Below are 15,334 nucleotides of genomic sequence, written 5' to 3'. Positions count from 1 at the left end.
TCATACGCTTATGTCATAATTTATCATAATAACATTAGACATAATGGCAAGCCACATGGCGATGCCACGTGTAGCGCTATCAAGCGGCTGCAGAACAAGGGGGAACTACATGGCATTTTCGACAAACAGACGCGGTCTTTTGCTGGGCGCGGGCGCGTTGGGGGCAACAGCGGTGCTGGGGCTTTCTGGTCAACCATTGCGCGCAGCGACGCCGTCGCAGGGCGGCACACTTCGCCTTGGCATCGGTAGCTTTGACTCCGGCGAAACGCTGGATCCGCAAGTCAATGAGACCAAGTTCATGCAAAACCTGCAATGGCAGCTGCGCAACAACCTGATCGAAATCGGCGCCGGCGGTGTTCTGGTGCCTGAACTGGCGACCAGTTGGGAATCGAACGACGATCTGACGGTCTGGACCTTCAAACTGCGTCAAGGCGTCGAATTCCACAACGGCAAGACGATGGATGCCGATGATGTGGTGTTCTCGATCAACCTGCACCGGGGCGAGCAGAGCATTTCGCAAACGAAAACCCTCGCGGCCGTGATGAAGGATGTGCAGGCCACTGCCCCCGATGAGGTCACAATCACCCTGCACGGACCGAATGCCGGATTCCCACCGGTTCTGGCCCTGACGACCATGACGATCGTCCCTGCGGACGACATGAATTTTGATGCCGGTATCGGCACTGGCGGTTACATTCTGGAAACCTATGAGCCGGGCATCAAATCCATCGTCACCAAGAACCCCAACTATTGGAAATCGGACCGCGCGCATTTCGACTCGATCCATATGCTGGCGATTCGGGACGTGAATGCCCGCACTACGGCGCTGCAAACCGGCGAGATTGACGTAATGAATTCAGTCGATCCCACGACCGCCAACCTGATGGCAGTCATGCCGGGCATCGATCTGGTCCAGACGCAGGGCAAGGTGCATTACTGCTTTAGCATGATGACGACCGACCCGTTGTTTTCGGATGTGCGCGTGCGCAAGGCGATGAAACTGGCGATCAACCGTCAGGACATGGTCGACAAGGTTCTGAACGGATACGGCTCGATCGCGAACGATCAGCCGATCTCCGCTGCATACCAGTACCACAATCCCGACATCGCGCAGCACAGCTATGACCCCGAACAGGCGAAATCGCTGTTGAAGGAGGCGGGCGCAGAAGGCCTGACAACCACGCTTCATGCGTCGAACACACCGTTTACCGGGGCCGTCGATGCCGCACAGCTATTTAGCGAACATGCGGCAGCCGCAGGCGTCACAATCAACGTCTCGCGCGAGCCGGAAGACGGGTATTGGTCCAACATCTGGGGCAAGAAGCCGTTCTTTGCATCGCGCTGGTCGGGACGTGCCAATGAGGACCTGATGCTGTCGCTGGCATACTCCCGCGAGTCTCTGGGCGGCTACAACGCCACCAATTGGGATAATGAGGCGTTCAACGTCGCCTTGATCGCAGCCCGCTCGGAAAAGGACGATGCGAAACGGCGCGAGCTATACTATGAATGCCAGTCCATTTTGTCCGAAGAGGGCGGCATGATCGCTCCGGTCTGGGCTGACTTTCTGGACGCGAAATCCACCAAGGTCTCGGCCCCCGACGAAATCTCGGGCGATTGGGATCTGGACGGCAATCGTTGCGGCGAACGTTGGTGGTTCAACGCCTGATCCAAGGCACGCAAAATTTGACGGGCCGCTGGCGACGGCGGCCCGTTCTGGTGTCAGACCCTTGGAAAACGGCCCCATATGACCGACAGCCTAAACGCCCTTCTTGACGCTTTGCGCCCGCACTTCGCCGACCGGCTATTGACGTCGGATGCCGCGCGCGAGCACCACGGTAGCGGCGAAAGCCACCTAGCGCCCCAATGGCCGGACGCCGTCGTGATGGTGCAATCCACACAAGAAGTATCGGACGTACTGCGCATCTGCACCAAGCATTGCGTGCCGGTCATCCCCTTTGGCGCGGGATCGTCCATCGAAGGACAGATCCACGCGCCACACGGCGGCATCAGCATTGATCTGTCTGCGATGGACGCGATCCTGTCGGTCAAGGGCGAAGACATGGATTGCACCGTTCAATGCGGCGTGACCCGGCAGGCTCTCAACGAACATCTGCGCGCAACGGGTCTGTTTTTTCCCGTGGACCTTGGCGCTCATGCGACCTTAGGCGGCATGGCGGCCACGCGCGCGTCAGGAACGACCACCGTGCGCTACGGCTCCATGCGCGATCTGGTGCTGGGGCTGACTGTGGTGATGCCGGATGGCGCAATCATCAAGACCGGCGGCCGTGCGCGCAAATCGTCAGCGGGATACGATCTGACCCGGCTCATGATCGGCTCAGAAGGTACGCTGGGTATCATTACCGAGCTGACATTGCGCCTCTTTGGCATCCCCGAGGCGTCGCAGACCGCGATGTGCAGCTTTGTTTCCATCGAGGACGCCACCCAGACCGTTGTCATGGCCCTTCAATGCGGCCTTTGCCTGAACCGGATTGAGCTGGCCGATGGCCTGCAAATGAAGGCCATCAACAGCTATTCCAAATCTGACCTGCCAGAGCATCCGACGCTGTGGATTGAGCTTACAGGCTCAAACGCGGCGGTCGAACATGACATGGCAGTTCTCAAGGATCTCGCGGGGGATGCAAGCCGCTTTGACTGTGCCGAGACTGCCGAGGCCGCCTCGCGGCTTTGGCGTATCCGCCACGATGCGCTCTATGCGGCGCGCGCCTTGCGGCCCGGAATCAAGGGCATCTCGACGGATGTCTGCGTGCCCATCTCGCAACTGCCCGCCTGCATCAGCGCCATTCTGAAGGTGATCGCCACGACTTCGATCTTGGCCCCCCTAGTCGGTCATGTGGGTGACGGGAATTTTCATCTGGTGCTGCTCTATGATCCTGCCGACGAAAGTGAGACGCGCGAGGCGCAGCATATCAACAAAAGCCTTGTCGAGATGGCCATCGAGATGGGCGGCACCTGCACCGGCGAACACGGTGTCGGTCTGGGTAAAAAGGCCTATCTGCCCGCCGAGCATGGCCCGGCGCTGGATGTGATGGCCCGTATCAAACGCGCGCTCGATCCCGAGAACATAATGAACCCCGGCAAGATTTTTGATCTTTAGCTTCAAGGATACCCCATGCCCGCACCTTTCCCTCACGGCCTGATCCGCAAGGAGGTCCGCGACCTACCCGACTACAACGCAGGCCTTGCGCTGGATCGGTTCAAGGCCACTTACGGCATCGACTGCCTGGCCAAGCTGGACAGTAATGAGAGCCCCCTTGGCCCCTCACCGCGCGCAATCAAGGCGATGCAGGAGGCCGCAACAGGCGTGGCGCGCTATCCCGATGCCGCGAACAGCGCCCTCCGGGGGACGATCGCCAGCGCGCTTGGCACAGACACAAGCCGCGTCATCATCGGCAACGGGTCCGAGGATCTGATCGGCGCGCTGTTTCGCGCCATTATCCGCCCGCAGGATCATGTGGTGACGATCTGCCCCAGCTTTGGCCTGCATGAATTCGGCGCGCTGACATTCGGTGCAACCGTCACCAAGGTGCCTTTCAACGCCGACTGGACCTTTCCGATTGACGGACTGTGCGAGGCTCTGCGCAGCAAACCGCGCGTCCTGATTTTCTCGTCCCCCAGCAACCCCGCCGGGCCGGCCATATCGGAACAGGAGTTCCGGGCAGTCATTGCACAGACCGATCCCGCCACGTTGATCTGCTTTGACGAGGCCTATGTCGAGTTCATCGAACCGGGCGAGCGTTTTGACGCGCTCGGAATACTGGCCGAAACCGGGCAGCCATCCATCGTTCTAAGGACATTCTCCAAGGCCTATGGCCTTGCGGGCGCGCGGATCGGCTACGGGATCGCCAGCGATCCGTTATTGATCAAGGCGTTGATGAAAACGCGCAATCCTTTCGGGGTCAACGCGATGGCCGCTGCTGCCGCTGCCGAGGCGCTTAAGGACCACGCCCATCTGGCCCGTGTCGTCGATCTGGCGACGACCGAACGCAAAAGGGTGTCTGCCGCGCTTGAGGCAAAAGGCTACCCCTGCGCGCCCACCCAGACCAATTTCGTCTTCTTTGACACGCACGCCCCGGCACGTGACCTCGCCGAACACCTGCGCGGCAAGGGGGTTTTGATCAAGGGCTGGCAAGAAGCGCCGTTCGAACATTGGGCCCGTGTCACTATCGGAAGTCGCGCTGAGAATGATATTTTTCTGGATGCTCTGCCCGACAGCGTGACCAAAGCACAGGTGTGATTTGGCTAGCCCCGGCTTTTGGAAAGGGTCTGGCGCTCTTTTGAGCTGCGCATGGCCCGGCCATGCCCGGCCAATGGCGGCAGGCGTAGGATTAGCTCAATACGCACAGACACTTACTTGCGTTCAGGCCGCCTCACGCGCAAGGATCGCCGCCTCGGGGCCGCTCAGACTGCGGCGGGCAAAGCCGCCATAGATATGCGGCTCAAGCTCCCGCGCCGGATAGCGGGCTAGCAGGCGTAGGCGGTCAGCCTCGTCCAGCGTCGAAAGGGCGACGCTGGCGGGGTGAAAGCTCTCTGTTTCCACGCCATTGGCCCACAGGATCTGATGGCTGGGCAGCAGCAGGTGGATATATGTCACCTCGCGCACGGCCAGATCAACCTTGATCGTGTCGGAGTTCACCAGATCCTTGGCCGAGATCAGCACTTCGGGCGTGTTGAAAAGAGTGCGCGCAACGTCACCTTGGACCAGCATCCGATGCTCGGGCGAAACCAGCAGTTCCTCGTCCGGTCGTTTGCCGCCCAACGCGCCTGCGCGGATGCGGATCGGGCGCAGCTTGGGCATCGCAAAGAGGCGCGCGCCGGTCATGCGGCGGCTGCCGATCCACTGAATTTCCTCGGCGCCGCTGTCCTTGGTCTGAACGTGGTCGCCCTCGCGTAGTTCCTCGACCAGCTTTGGGCCGTCCGGCGTGTCGATCCGCGTGCCGGGCGTAAAGCAGATGACGCCGCCCGTCGCCGGGCCAGTCGATGCGGTCTGCGGGCCTTCCAACGTGTGGTGAACCACCCACATTTCGGTATCTTGCGGCGGCAGAACGTCGATGAACATTAGCAGCGGCGGCGCGCCCGTACCCAATTCGATTACACTGACAGTGTAGCTTTGCGTCCCGTTGGTCACGACAAAGCTGCTGTCAGGCAGCGCGTTGTCCAGCTCGACCGCGCTCAAATCGCCCGTTTCGTTGACGGTCGCGCCAGCAAAGCGGCGCACTATGCGCGCCGCATCCTTGCGACTAATCCCATATCCGTCCGTATTTTCCAGTCGCAGCATTTCCGATGGCCCGTCGACGCGCACGGGCTGCCCGTGCCAACGCCATGTTGCGCCGACTGCTATCTGCTCGACCGCGTCCGGCTGAAAGCCGTCCACTTTCGTCTGCGATAAAGGAATAAAACGCGTGCCCCGAAAGCCCGTTCCCATACTTGTATATCCTGCCTCGATCTTCTTTTTATTATTAACGAGACGTTAACAAGCGAAGCTCACCCTTGGAAAGTCGCGTCAAGAAAAAGCTGTCAGAATTCAGGATATAGTCGCTTAGAACACACAATCCGATCAGTTTTCGGCCTTTGGGCGGGTGATTCAGGGAATATCAGGCCTTAAAGGGCACATTAATCAGCCCTAACGGCCTAAAATCTGTGATCCGGCGCGCATTTGTCGGCACCTCCGGCATTTGGCGTTAAATTTCGGCCCCAAGGTCGCGCATCCATAATTGCAGATCGTGATCCGTCTCACCCGGCTGGTCCAGATCCTTCCAGCGAAACCGCGCTATGGCGCCCAGCAGCGGCGCGTAGCCCCGCGCCCGCCAGAAGGCGTCCAACGAGCGATAGCTCTCGGGGCGCAACGAATGGCCCTTGGGCCGCACCACGCTGCAAAACACCGACGCGTCGCGCCCCAACGCGCGCGCATGAGCTTCGCGGCGGTCAAAGAAGGCGTGGCCAATTCCGTGCCCGCGATAGGCAGGTAGCAACACCGATTCCGCACAATAGAAAATCCGCGCGGGGTCTAGCCCCTGCCCGTTCAGTGCGGCAGCGAAATCATCCGCGTGATCCTCCATCGGCGTCCCGGTGGACGCGCCGACCAGGCGCGCGCCGTCAAACGCACCGATCAGGATTGCGCCGGGGCTGTCACGATAGGTTTGGAGATACTGCGTTTCATACGCCAGATCCCCGTCGTAGAGGTAGGGATAGCTGCGAAACACCTCGATCCGTAGGCGCGCGACATCCTCCAACGCGTCCTCCAGTGTCGGACCAGACAGCGTGCGCAGGTCTATGGCCGCCTCGGGCATCACGACACCTGATTGCGCCAATCGGACAGGTTGTAATAGGTCGTGATCCGCGTGATCTGCCCCTCTTTGAGCGTAAAGAAGGTTCCGGCGGGTAGTTTGTAGGTCTGCCCATCGGCGTCCGGCAGGCCGTCGTCGGTTTTTATGTACGTTCCGTTCACTACATATTCGGCGGCTGCGCGGGTGCCATCTTCGGTCTCGAAGAAGGTAATGTTGGTCAGCTCTTCGCGGTAGCATTCGGTCATATGCTCGCAAAAATCGCGGAACATGTCCTTGCCGTGGCGCACGCCGCCTTCGTTGACGTGGTGCGCGATGTCGTCAGAAAGACAGGCCAGCATCCCTTCGGAATCACCGATGTTGAAAGCGTCGAAATAGCGCTTGATAGTCTCGATCATGTGTCGTCTCCCCTTGGGTCGCCCCAGCGTTCAGTCATATGCGCCAATATCTGGTCGCGTGATTGTCGATATGCTTCCATCTTGGCCTCGCGCGTTTCGCCGAGGCCCGTTGGATCCATGATCGGCCAGTATAGCACGTCGAGGTGAAAGACGCGCGTCAGGTCCAGTGCCCGGCGCTGGCTGGCGGGGCTGAGTGCCACGACCAGATCGAACGATCCCAGATCATCGCCCCACTGCGCCATTTCGTCAAAGCTGCGCGCGCGATGGCGTGACAATTCGACCCCGATTTCCTCGCAGACGGCGATGGAAAAGCCGTCGATATCCTGTTCGCTTTTCACCCCTGCCGACTGGACATAGGTGCCAGTACCATAGAGCTTTTTCATGATGCCTTCGGCCATGGGCGAGCGTACGGCATTGTAGTCGCAGCAAAATAGTATCGACTGGGGAAGCGCTGCCACCATCGCCTTACCCGCCGAAATGCAGCACGCAGATCAGCGTGAAAAGGCGCCGCGCGGTGTCGGTGTCGACATCGGCTTTGCCCTCCAGTCGCTCTTCCAGAATGCGCGCGCCCTCGTTGTGGATGCCGCGTCGGGCCATGTCGATCGTCTCGATCTGGCTGGGAGGCATGTTTTTCACGGCATCGAAATAGCTTTCGCAGATGGTATAGTAATCCTTGACCACCTGACGGAACGGGCTGAGCGAGAGATGGAATTCGGCTGCCGGGGCCTCGGCCTCGGTGGTGATGGTGAATACCAGACGTTTCTCGCGGATCGACAGGCCGACGCGGTAAGGGCCGTTCGGCACATCGCGCCCGTCGCGGACGGGCAGCGCAAAGGTGTTGTCCTCCATCAGGTCGAACATGGCGACTTTGCGCTCTTGTTCGATCTCGGGCGTGGGGGCGGGCAGATTGGCGTCGTCAAGTTCGATATGGCTGATGCGGCTCATGGGTGGTCTTTCGCGCGGCTGTTGTCGGGATCAGCAGTAACGCGCGCGCACCGACGGGGCAATGCCCCTAGCCATTCAGCTTGCTGATGCGCGCGCGCACCGACAGGCCATGCGCCTCAAGGCTTTCGGATTTCGCCAGCGTTTCCGCCGCAGGGCCGATGGCGCGCAGCGCCTCGGGTGTCATGCGGGCCAGCGTCGTGCGCTTGAGGAAGTCGAGCACACCCAGACCGGACGAGAACCGCGCAGAGCGGGCGGTGGGCAGCACATGGTTCGGCCCACCGACATAGTCGCCAATCGCCTCGGGCGTCCATTGGCCAAGGAAAATAGCGCCCGCATGATTGATCTTGGCGCTGAGGGCATTGGCATCGGCCACGCACAGTTCCAGATGCTCAGGCGCGATGCGGTCCGATAGCTGCGCGGCGGTGTCGAGGTCCGGCACAGTGATGATCGCGCCGAAGTCGCGCCAACTGGCCCCGGCAATCGCGCGCCTCTCCAGCGTTTGCAGGCGAGCGTCGATGGCGTTCGCCACCTTTTGACCAAAACCGGCGTCGGTGGTGATCAGGATCGACTGAGCGCTTTCGTCATGTTCGGCCTGACTGAGCATATCGAGGGCGATCCAGTCCGGATCATTTTCGGCGTCGGCGATGACCAAAATCTCGGACGGCCCGGCGATCATGTCGATGCCGACTTTGCCGAAAACGCGGCGCTTGGCGGCCGCAACATAGGCGTTGCCGGGGCCGGTGATCTTGTCCACGGGCGCAATCGTTTCGGTGCCATAGGCCAGCGCCGCGACGGCCTGCGCGCCGCCGATGCGGTAGATTTCATCGACGCCGGCGATTTGCGCGGCAGCCAGCACAGCGGGGTTCAGCGCGCCGTCCGGCGTCGGCACGACCATCGCAAGGCGCGAAACGCCTGCGACCTTGGCCGGGATTGCGTTCATCAGCACCGAGCTGGGATAGGTCGCGATCCCCCCCGGCACATAGAGGCCAGCGGCATCCACCGGCGTCCAGCGCCAGCCTAGGGTCGCGCCGGTGTCGTCCACCCAACTGTCATCACTCGGCATTTGGCGCGCGTGGTAAGCCCGGATGCGGGCGGCGGCCAGTTCCAGCGCGGCGCGCACATCCGGCGTCACCTGATCGGCTGCTTGCGCGATCTCTGCCGCGCTCAGGCGCATGGTTTCGGGTGTCAAAGCGATGCGGTCGAACCGCTCGGTCAACTCAATCACCGCGGCGTCGCCGCGCGCACGCACGTCCGCGATGATGGCAGCAACGGTGTCGTCCACATCGGGGCTATCCTCACGCTTGGCATTCAGCAGCGCAGTAAACTCGGCCTCGAACTCAGGTGCGGCATGATCGAGGAAACGGGGCATCAGGTGATCCTTGGCTAGGGCGTTACTGCGCGGCCATGGCGGTTGAAACGTCCACCATGACCCTGTCAACGGCGGGTGTTTTCGTCTCGACCAAATAGTCCTGAAACTGCGTGGCTATCGTGCAAAACCGGGGGTCGGAAATGCGGTTCTGAAAGACCACCTCAGCCGCCTCGGCGTCCAGTTGGTTGGCGTCCATCCAGCCTTCGATCAGCTCGGCGCGGTCTGCATCGCTGGGCGGAGTGTGCTGAGCGGGTGTATCGCGCCCCGCCGCCATCGCACGCATCGACGCGGCCAGAAGCTTGGACAGCAGATCACTGTCCAGCCGCAAGGCCTGCCCCTGAGTGAACCCCTCTAACCCAGCCCCGGCATAGAGCGCGCAAAGCTCCGGATCAGCCGCCAGAAAATGCAACATCTGCCCGTTGAGAGCCTGGACTTCGCGCAGGGCATCCACGGGGGCCGCCCCGATATAATGCGCGTTGTCACGGCGCAACTGGCTGGTGAAGGCGCGCGATGCATCGAACATGCGCGCGCTCAGGTTCGGGTCGTCCTTACCCGCGTTTGCCATATCAGCGGTGTTTTGCAGAAACACGTCGTATTCGCCCGGAAACGCCTCTTGGATAGCGGCGAGGCCGGTGGCAAAATCGGTCTTGGCCATCATCGCCTCGACCTGCGCAGGCGACACGCTGCCCCGGCCCAGCCAGCTAGGACGGACCAGCAGAATACCAACGAGGATCAGCACCAGAACACCGGCGCTCAGTAGGGTTTTCTTCATATCAGCTTACCTCAGGGTGCTGGGGCGTCTTGCCCGAGGGGGCAACATAGGGGCGGGTCACGTCCTTGAGCGTGGCATCCAGCGCCTCGACCTGCAGCCGGATTGCGCCGTCGCCCGCAAGGGTCAGCAGGACATGGCCCGTGCCATCCTCGCCCGGCTCAAACGTGACGCTGAGCAGCGACAGGATCAGATCCTTGTCGGCGCGGTCGATGCCTTGGCTGGCGACATGCAGAACGTTATCGACAATCAGCAGCGATTGCACCCGCTCGGGCGCATGGCGGGCGGCGCTGTCATCCTCCCAGCGGAAACGATTGATCAGCAGCGCAAAGCGGCGCGCACCTTTTTGCCATTTCATCTCGGCAATCGGGAAAACAGCATCCTGCGCCAACCCCGAGATCACCTGTAAATCGTCCATATCCAGCGCGCCGAGGTTCAACGAAGTCTCGCGCGCGTCCTCAAATCTGGCGTCATCGCTCACTGGCTTGTTCATTGACCTGACACCCGCTCGATTTTCGCGCCGACAGCGCTCAGCTTGTCCTCGACATGCTCATAGCCGCGATCCAAATGGTACACACGGTTCACTATCGTCTCGCCCTCAGCCGCGAGGCCCGCAAGGATCAGCGAGACCGACGCACGCAGATCGGTCGCCATGACCGGCGCGCCCTTGAGCGATTTGACGCCCTTGACCGTTGCATGACCACCATGCACGTCGATATCGGCGCCCATGCGGATCAATTCGGGCGCGTGCATGAAACGGTTCTCAAAAATCGTCTCCTCCAGCACAGAAGTGCCGTTGGCGGTGCACATCAGCGCCATGAACTGCGCCTGCAAATCAGTGGGAAAGCCGGGGAACGGCTGGGTCGCCACGTCAACTGCGCGGATATCGCCATTCTTTCGCGCGACCTTCAGGCCCTTGTCTGTCTCGGTCACCGAGATCCCCGCAGCATCCAGCTTTTCACAGAACGCCGCCAGCAGATCGATCCGCCCGCCGAGGCATTCCACCTCGCCGCCGCAGATAGCGGGGGCCAGCATGTACGTGCCCAGCTCGATCCGGTCGGTGACGACCGGATGCGTCGCGCCGTGCAGGCAATCGACGCCCTGAATGGTGATCGTGCCGGTGCCGTCGCCCTCGATCTGCGCGCCCATCTTGCGCAAGCAATCAGCCAGATCGACAATCTCGGGCTCGCGCGCGGCGCATTTCAGGACCGTTGTCCCCTTGGCCAATGTCGCGGCCATCAAAGCGTTTTCCGTCGCGCCGACCGACACAAAAGGAAATTCGACGATGCCGCCCTTTAGCCCGCCGGGGGCCGATGCGTGCACGTAACCTTCTTTCAGTTCCAGCTCCGCGCCCATCGCCTCAAGCGCTTTCAGATGCAGATCGACAGGACGCGCGCCGATGGCGCAACCACCGGGTAGCGACACCTCGGCATGACCGAACCGCGCCAGCAAAGGCCCAAGGACAAGGATCGACGCACGCATCTTGCGCACGATGTCATAGTCCGCTCGCTGACTGGTCAGCGCATGGCTGGACATGGCGATCACCTGCCCGCCCTGCAACGTCGACACCTCGGCGCCCAGCGACGTCAGCAGCTCCGACATCGTGCGGATATCGCTGAGGCGCGGCGCATTGGTCAGCGTCAGCGGCTCGTCGCTGAGCAGGGTCGCGGGCATCAGCGTCAGGCACGCATTCTTTGCCCCCGCGATGGGAATCGTGCCGCTGAGCGGGCCGTTGCCCGTCACGATGATGCTGTCCATATACCTTCTAGCCCTTTTGCTCGCCGCCCGTATCGGGGCCGCCTTCATTGCCTGTCTTGCCGTCCCCGCGCACACGCGCCTGCGCCTTGCGTCGTGCCAGATTGGCCTTCAGCGCCTGCTTTAGTCGATCTGCGCGAATGTCCGCCTCGCTGCGGGGCTGTTTCGGGGGGTGCTTGCCACTCATGCGCCGTCTTTACATGACGCATCCGGGCGGGTCCAGATTAGGCTTGCGCCAAGGGGCATAAGCGTCTAATCAGCGCCCGATTGCTGTGGTAGCTCAGTGGCAGAGCACACCCTTGGTAAGGGTGAGGTCGAGAGTTCAATCCTCTCTCACAGCACCATTCCTCATGCCGATCATCCCGCGCCTTGTTTTGCAAATGCTTGATCTCGACTAACGTCGGTGAACGCTGCCGATGCGCAAAAATAGAAGACGTACGCAAAGTGTGGAGGTCGGCCTCGCGGATTTTGCTGTCACCCACTGGCTGCGATACGAGGCCTGTTGTGATATGACATGAGTGGATAGCAGTCGAAGAGGCGTGAACATCCGTGGACGTGACAATCCGACCAGCACGAAAAGATGATGCCGAAGCTCTGACGACACTGGCAATGATGTCCAAGCAGTCAAACGGTTATGACGATACTTTCATGGTGGCCTGTGCTGACGAACTGCGTGTCACCGCCGACCTATTGAAGGCAGACAAATATTGGGTCGCGGAAAGTCACATCCCCTGCGGGTTTGTATGTCTGAAAATTAACGAGGATGAACAGGTTGGCGAGGTCGCGGCACTGTTCGTTCACCCTGATTGGCAAAGGCGTGGCGTAGGGCGATTGCTATGGGCCACAGTGAAGAGATTGGCGCGAGAGAAGAACTTGACGGCGCTCCATCTCGACGCTGACCCTGAGGCAGAAGCATTTTACCGCAAGCTTGGCTTCTCTACGATCGGTCGCGTGCCATCAGCTTCGATTCCTGGCCGGACGCTTCCACATATGCGGATCGACTTGCCCGCGTAGCAGCAGACACTCAGGCGCGACGCAGCAATGTCGAAATGGGCTCAAAGCAGCCCAACACCCTTTGCGGACATGCTCAAACCCAACTGTCGCCCTCCAAATATCCAGCGGCGTCGCCCCAACTGGCCTAATGCACCCCGCAATGCGCATCCACGACGCGCTGGACCATCGGCGCGAAATGCGAGAAGCCCGGCGTTTCCATGTCGGCGTGCTTGCCCGCGTCGTCCAGATAGCGGACCTGCACGATCTCTTCGAGGTTTGGATTGCGCTCGAACTCAGCCACTTCTCCGGCGCTCATCGGTCCGCCCTGAAGGTTCAGAGAATGGACCGAGGCGGTCGACAGGCGCTTGAAATACTCTGGTTTCGTTGCGCAGAGATATCGCTTGGCGGCGACATGATAGCGCACGCAATCGGTGACGACGGTGGGGAAAAACTCTTCCAGCACCTCGGCGCCCGCCTCTTCGTGGTGGCGGTCATGTGTGTCGTCGGGATGATACGTGCCGAACTCGGACGTGAAATGGCCGATGTCGTGCAGCAATGCGGCGACGATGATCCGCTCGGACATTCCCCCGCGCTCGGCCAAGGCCGCGCCCTGCAGCATGTGTTCGGCCATGGTCACAGGCTCGCCCAGATATTCCTCTCCTCCGCGCCGCTCAAAGATATCGGCGAGGAAGGGGACGATGGTCTGAGGTGTCAGTTTGTTGCTCATTCCGCTGCCTCCTTGCGCGGTTTTTGCAGTGCAGCAAGGGTGGAGCGCACGCCATCCATATCGGCATAGCAGCCCTGAAACCAGCGGGTGCCGGTGCCGGAATACCCCTTGCGCGCGTGCAGGACGCGGGTGTTGTCGACAAGGAAACTTTCACCCGGCTCAAGGCGGAAACTGACCTCCATGCTTGGGTCGTCGATGATCTCACCAAGGCGGCGATACGCGGCGTAGTACGCAGGCATGACGTCGAACGGCACGTCGGTAATCGCAGCGGCCGAGCGGTTGTTGAAGCGCACCGCGCGCAGGGCGCCATCGGGGTCCAGTTCGATCATCGGGCGGCGCGATTGCAGGCGCACACCTGTTCCTGCATACTCGAACCGCGCGCAATGCTGGCTCAGCACGTCGAACCATTCGGGGTTTTCCTCCCGTAGGCGACGGGCGGCGGCAAAGCCATCGACCACCATATTTTCGCCGCCCTCAGCCGTGGATTCGAGGCAATAGAGCACTTGAACAGTCGGCATTGGGTCACGGTAGGGATTGTCGGTGTGGGCCTGTAACCCAAGGCCGGTATAGGCGAGGTTGGTCGGATTGATCTCGGTGCGGACCTCGAATTTGCTGCCATAGTTCGTTTCGCGGACATGGCCAAAGAGGTCGACCACCTTGAACAGCGCGCCATCCTCGACCGGGCCGTCTTGCAGCTTGGCAAAGCCATAGCGCGCGATCTGCGCCAGCCATGCGGCGCGCGCACTGGGATCACCCAGAACGGCAGCGAAATCACCCGTCGGCACATTGTCCATCAGGCGCGCATCCCACGCCTCGGCGCTGTCCGCCAGCCAACCGGGGGCGCGATTCTGCGCACGATCATAGCTGTGCTCCATCAGCCATGCGAGGTCATAGGCGATGCTGCGGCCCTCGGGGGCGAAGGTCAGATGCAACTGGCCGCCCTCCATGCGCGCTGCGGTGACATGCACGCCCGCATCAATATCGCGTAGCGCGATCAGGCGCTGGCCATTGCCGGGCGCGCGCGTATCCTCGTCCCACGCATTGTCGCGCAGCCAGATGGCGTGAAAACGAGCGATGTCATTTCCGTGCGTGAGGGTGACGACATCGCCATCCGTTGAAAGCTGGACTTGGAACATGAGGATACTCCGGGCTGTATGTTTCCATTCGCTTGCCAATGTGACAGAGGCAGGCATAATCACAACGGTGTTTATCTGGGACTGAGAGGTTGATTTGCTTATGCCAAGCAAGACTCTGGACGGTATCCCGCTGGACTGGGTGCGTGCGTTTGAGGCGGCAGGACGGCTGGGCAGCTTTACCGCCGCCGCGCGGGAAACCAGACTGACGCAGGCAGCGATCAGTCAGCGCATCGCCAATCTGGAAGGTCGGCTGGGCGCGCGCCTGTTCGTGCGTGGTGCGCGCGGTGTCACCTTGACTGTCGAGGCCGAGGCGTGGCTACCCCATGCCAGCGAAGCGCTGACGCTGCTGCATCAAAGCGCGCAGGACATCTTTAGCAGCCGCACACAACAGCTGACGATCTGCGCCAGCGCGACCATGACGCGAGGCTGGTTGATGCCGCGCCTGCCAAGGCTGGAAGGGCGCGCGCGGCTGCACCTGTCCTTTGTCACGCTGATGATCGAGGCCGAGCAGGCACCGGATCGCGGCAACGTCGTGGTGCGCTACGGTGTGGGCGACTGGCCCGATCTGCGCGCTGCGCGCCTGTTCGCCGAGGAACTGGCCCCGGTCGCCGCACCGCACATTCTGACCGGTGACTGGACCGCCCTGCCCCGCATCGCTGTTACCGGCCCGCGAGCGGGCTGGTCCGATTGGGATGGCACAACCGCGACGCAGCTGCGCACCGATAGCATGGGCGCGGCGCTGGCCGCCGCCGAGGCGGGAGCAGGCGTGGTTCTCGGCTCGCTCCCGCTTTGCCGCGATGCTCTGGACGCGGGGCGGCTGGCCCGCACAGACGCGCGCAGCCTGACACCTAGCTCAAGCTATTGGCTGACCGCCCGCGCGCAGGACGTCTCGCAGCGTCGCTGGGACGCGCTGATCGCGGCGTTTTGCGAGCGTTGAGGT

17 protein-coding genes and 1 tRNA gene are annotated in these 15,334 nt (G+C 61.5%); 6 read left to right on the top strand and 12 right to left on the bottom strand.

Translation table 11 applies throughout. The annotated features are described in order from the left end of the window. Positions 1-109: 109 nt before the first annotated feature. From U3654_RS00705 to U3654_RS00695, 3 genes are all read left to right on the top strand, one after another. Entirely contained in the window at positions 110-1,666 is a 1,557-nt protein-coding gene (locus U3654_RS00705) for an ABC transporter substrate-binding protein (protein ID WP_324753455.1), read from the top strand. 78 nt (positions 1,667-1,744) lie between these two features. Beyond that, a complete protein-coding gene (locus U3654_RS00700) occupies positions 1,745-3,115 on the top strand; it encodes an FAD-binding oxidoreductase (protein WP_324753454.1) in 1,371 nt (456 codons plus the stop codon). Positions 3,116-3,130: 15 nt separating this feature from the next. Beyond that, positions 3,131-4,255 (top strand): aminotransferase class I/II-fold pyridoxal phosphate-dependent enzyme, encoded by a 1,125-nt coding sequence (locus U3654_RS00695; RefSeq protein ID WP_324753453.1) that lies wholly within the window; start codon positions 3,131-3,133, stop codon positions 4,253-4,255. A gap of 123 nt (positions 4,256-4,378) precedes the next feature. On the opposite strand, the gene U3654_RS00690 is transcribed toward U3654_RS00695, so the two are convergent. From U3654_RS00690 to U3654_RS00645, 10 genes are all read right to left on the bottom strand, one after another. Then, positions 4,379-5,443 (bottom strand): Hint domain-containing protein, encoded by a 1,065-nt coding sequence (locus tag U3654_RS00690; protein ID WP_324753452.1) that lies wholly within the window; start codon positions 5,441-5,443, stop codon positions 4,379-4,381. 256 nt (positions 5,444-5,699) lie between these two features. Continuing rightward, entirely contained in the window at positions 5,700-6,308 is a 609-nt protein-coding gene (locus tag U3654_RS00685) for a GNAT family N-acetyltransferase (RefSeq protein ID WP_324753451.1), read from the bottom strand. Then, a complete protein-coding gene (locus U3654_RS00680) occupies positions 6,308-6,700 on the bottom strand; it encodes a ketosteroid isomerase-related protein (RefSeq protein WP_324753450.1) in 393 nt (130 codons plus the stop codon). Before U3654_RS00680 ends, U3654_RS00685 begins: the two co-directional genes overlap by 1 nt. Continuing rightward, on the bottom strand, positions 6,697-7,161 hold the full coding sequence (locus U3654_RS00675) for a low molecular weight phosphatase family protein (protein ID WP_416384538.1): 465 nt from the start codon (positions 7,159-7,161) through the stop codon (positions 6,697-6,699). The genes U3654_RS00680 and U3654_RS00675 overlap by 4 nt, the downstream gene beginning before the upstream one ends. Positions 7,162-7,165: 4 nt before the next feature. Further along, the gene (locus U3654_RS00670; RefSeq protein ID WP_324753449.1) at positions 7,166-7,645 is read right to left on the bottom strand and encodes a UPF0262 family protein; all 480 of its coding nucleotides are present in this window, start codon (positions 7,643-7,645) and stop codon (positions 7,166-7,168) included. 67 nt (positions 7,646-7,712) lie between these two features. Continuing rightward, positions 7,713-9,014, bottom strand: coding sequence for a histidinol dehydrogenase (gene hisD, locus U3654_RS00665; protein WP_324753448.1), 1,302 nt, complete (start codon positions 9,012-9,014; stop codon positions 7,713-7,715). 22 nt (positions 9,015-9,036) lie between these two features. Further along, positions 9,037-9,786, bottom strand: a complete 750-nt coding sequence (locus U3654_RS00660) for a hypothetical protein (RefSeq protein WP_324753447.1) — start codon at positions 9,784-9,786, stop codon at positions 9,037-9,039. Position 9,787: 1 nt separating this feature from the next. After that, a complete protein-coding gene (locus U3654_RS00655; RefSeq protein ID WP_324753446.1) occupies positions 9,788-10,276 on the bottom strand; it encodes a DUF2948 family protein in 489 nt (162 codons plus the stop codon). Then, on the bottom strand, positions 10,273-11,541 hold the full coding sequence (gene murA, locus U3654_RS00650) for a UDP-N-acetylglucosamine 1-carboxyvinyltransferase (RefSeq protein ID WP_324753445.1): 1,269 nt from the start codon (positions 11,539-11,541) through the stop codon (positions 10,273-10,275). Before murA ends, U3654_RS00655 begins: the two co-directional genes overlap by 4 nt. Positions 11,542-11,548: 7 nt before the next feature. Next, the gene (locus U3654_RS00645) at positions 11,549-11,725 is read right to left on the bottom strand and encodes a hypothetical protein (protein WP_324753444.1); all 177 of its coding nucleotides are present in this window, start codon (positions 11,723-11,725) and stop codon (positions 11,549-11,551) included. 82 nt (positions 11,726-11,807) lie between these two features. Here U3654_RS00645 and U3654_RS00640 point away from each other — a divergent pair. Together U3654_RS00640 and U3654_RS00635 are read left to right on the top strand one after the other, a co-directional pair. Further along, positions 11,808-11,882, top strand: a tRNA-Thr gene (locus U3654_RS00640). Between the two features lie 205 nt (positions 11,883-12,087). Beyond that, on the top strand, positions 12,088-12,552 hold the full coding sequence (locus U3654_RS00635; RefSeq protein ID WP_324753443.1) for a GNAT family N-acetyltransferase: 465 nt from the start codon (positions 12,088-12,090) through the stop codon (positions 12,550-12,552). Between the two features lie 124 nt (positions 12,553-12,676). Here U3654_RS00635 and U3654_RS00630 read toward each other — a convergent pair whose 3' ends face one another. Next, positions 12,677-13,258, bottom strand: a complete 582-nt coding sequence (locus U3654_RS00630; RefSeq protein ID WP_324753442.1) for an HD domain-containing protein — start codon at positions 13,256-13,258, stop codon at positions 12,677-12,679. After that, complete coding sequence (locus tag U3654_RS00625; protein ID WP_324753441.1) at positions 13,255-14,394, bottom strand: TauD/TfdA family dioxygenase; 1,140 nt, start codon at positions 14,392-14,394, stop codon at positions 13,255-13,257. Before U3654_RS00625 ends, U3654_RS00630 begins: the two co-directional genes overlap by 4 nt. A gap of 100 nt (positions 14,395-14,494) precedes the next feature. Between U3654_RS00625 and U3654_RS00620 the strand changes: the two genes are divergently transcribed. Continuing rightward, on the top strand, positions 14,495-15,331 hold the full coding sequence (locus U3654_RS00620; protein WP_324753440.1) for a LysR family transcriptional regulator: 837 nt from the start codon (positions 14,495-14,497) through the stop codon (positions 15,329-15,331). Positions 15,332-15,334 lie beyond the last annotated feature (3 nt).

Origin of the sequence: Roseovarius sp. Pro17 (assembly GCF_035599575.1) — a bacterium.
Taxonomy (GTDB): domain Bacteria; phylum Pseudomonadota; class Alphaproteobacteria; order Rhodobacterales; family Rhodobacteraceae; genus Roseovarius.
This window is presented reverse-complemented; position numbering and strand designations above follow the sequence as displayed.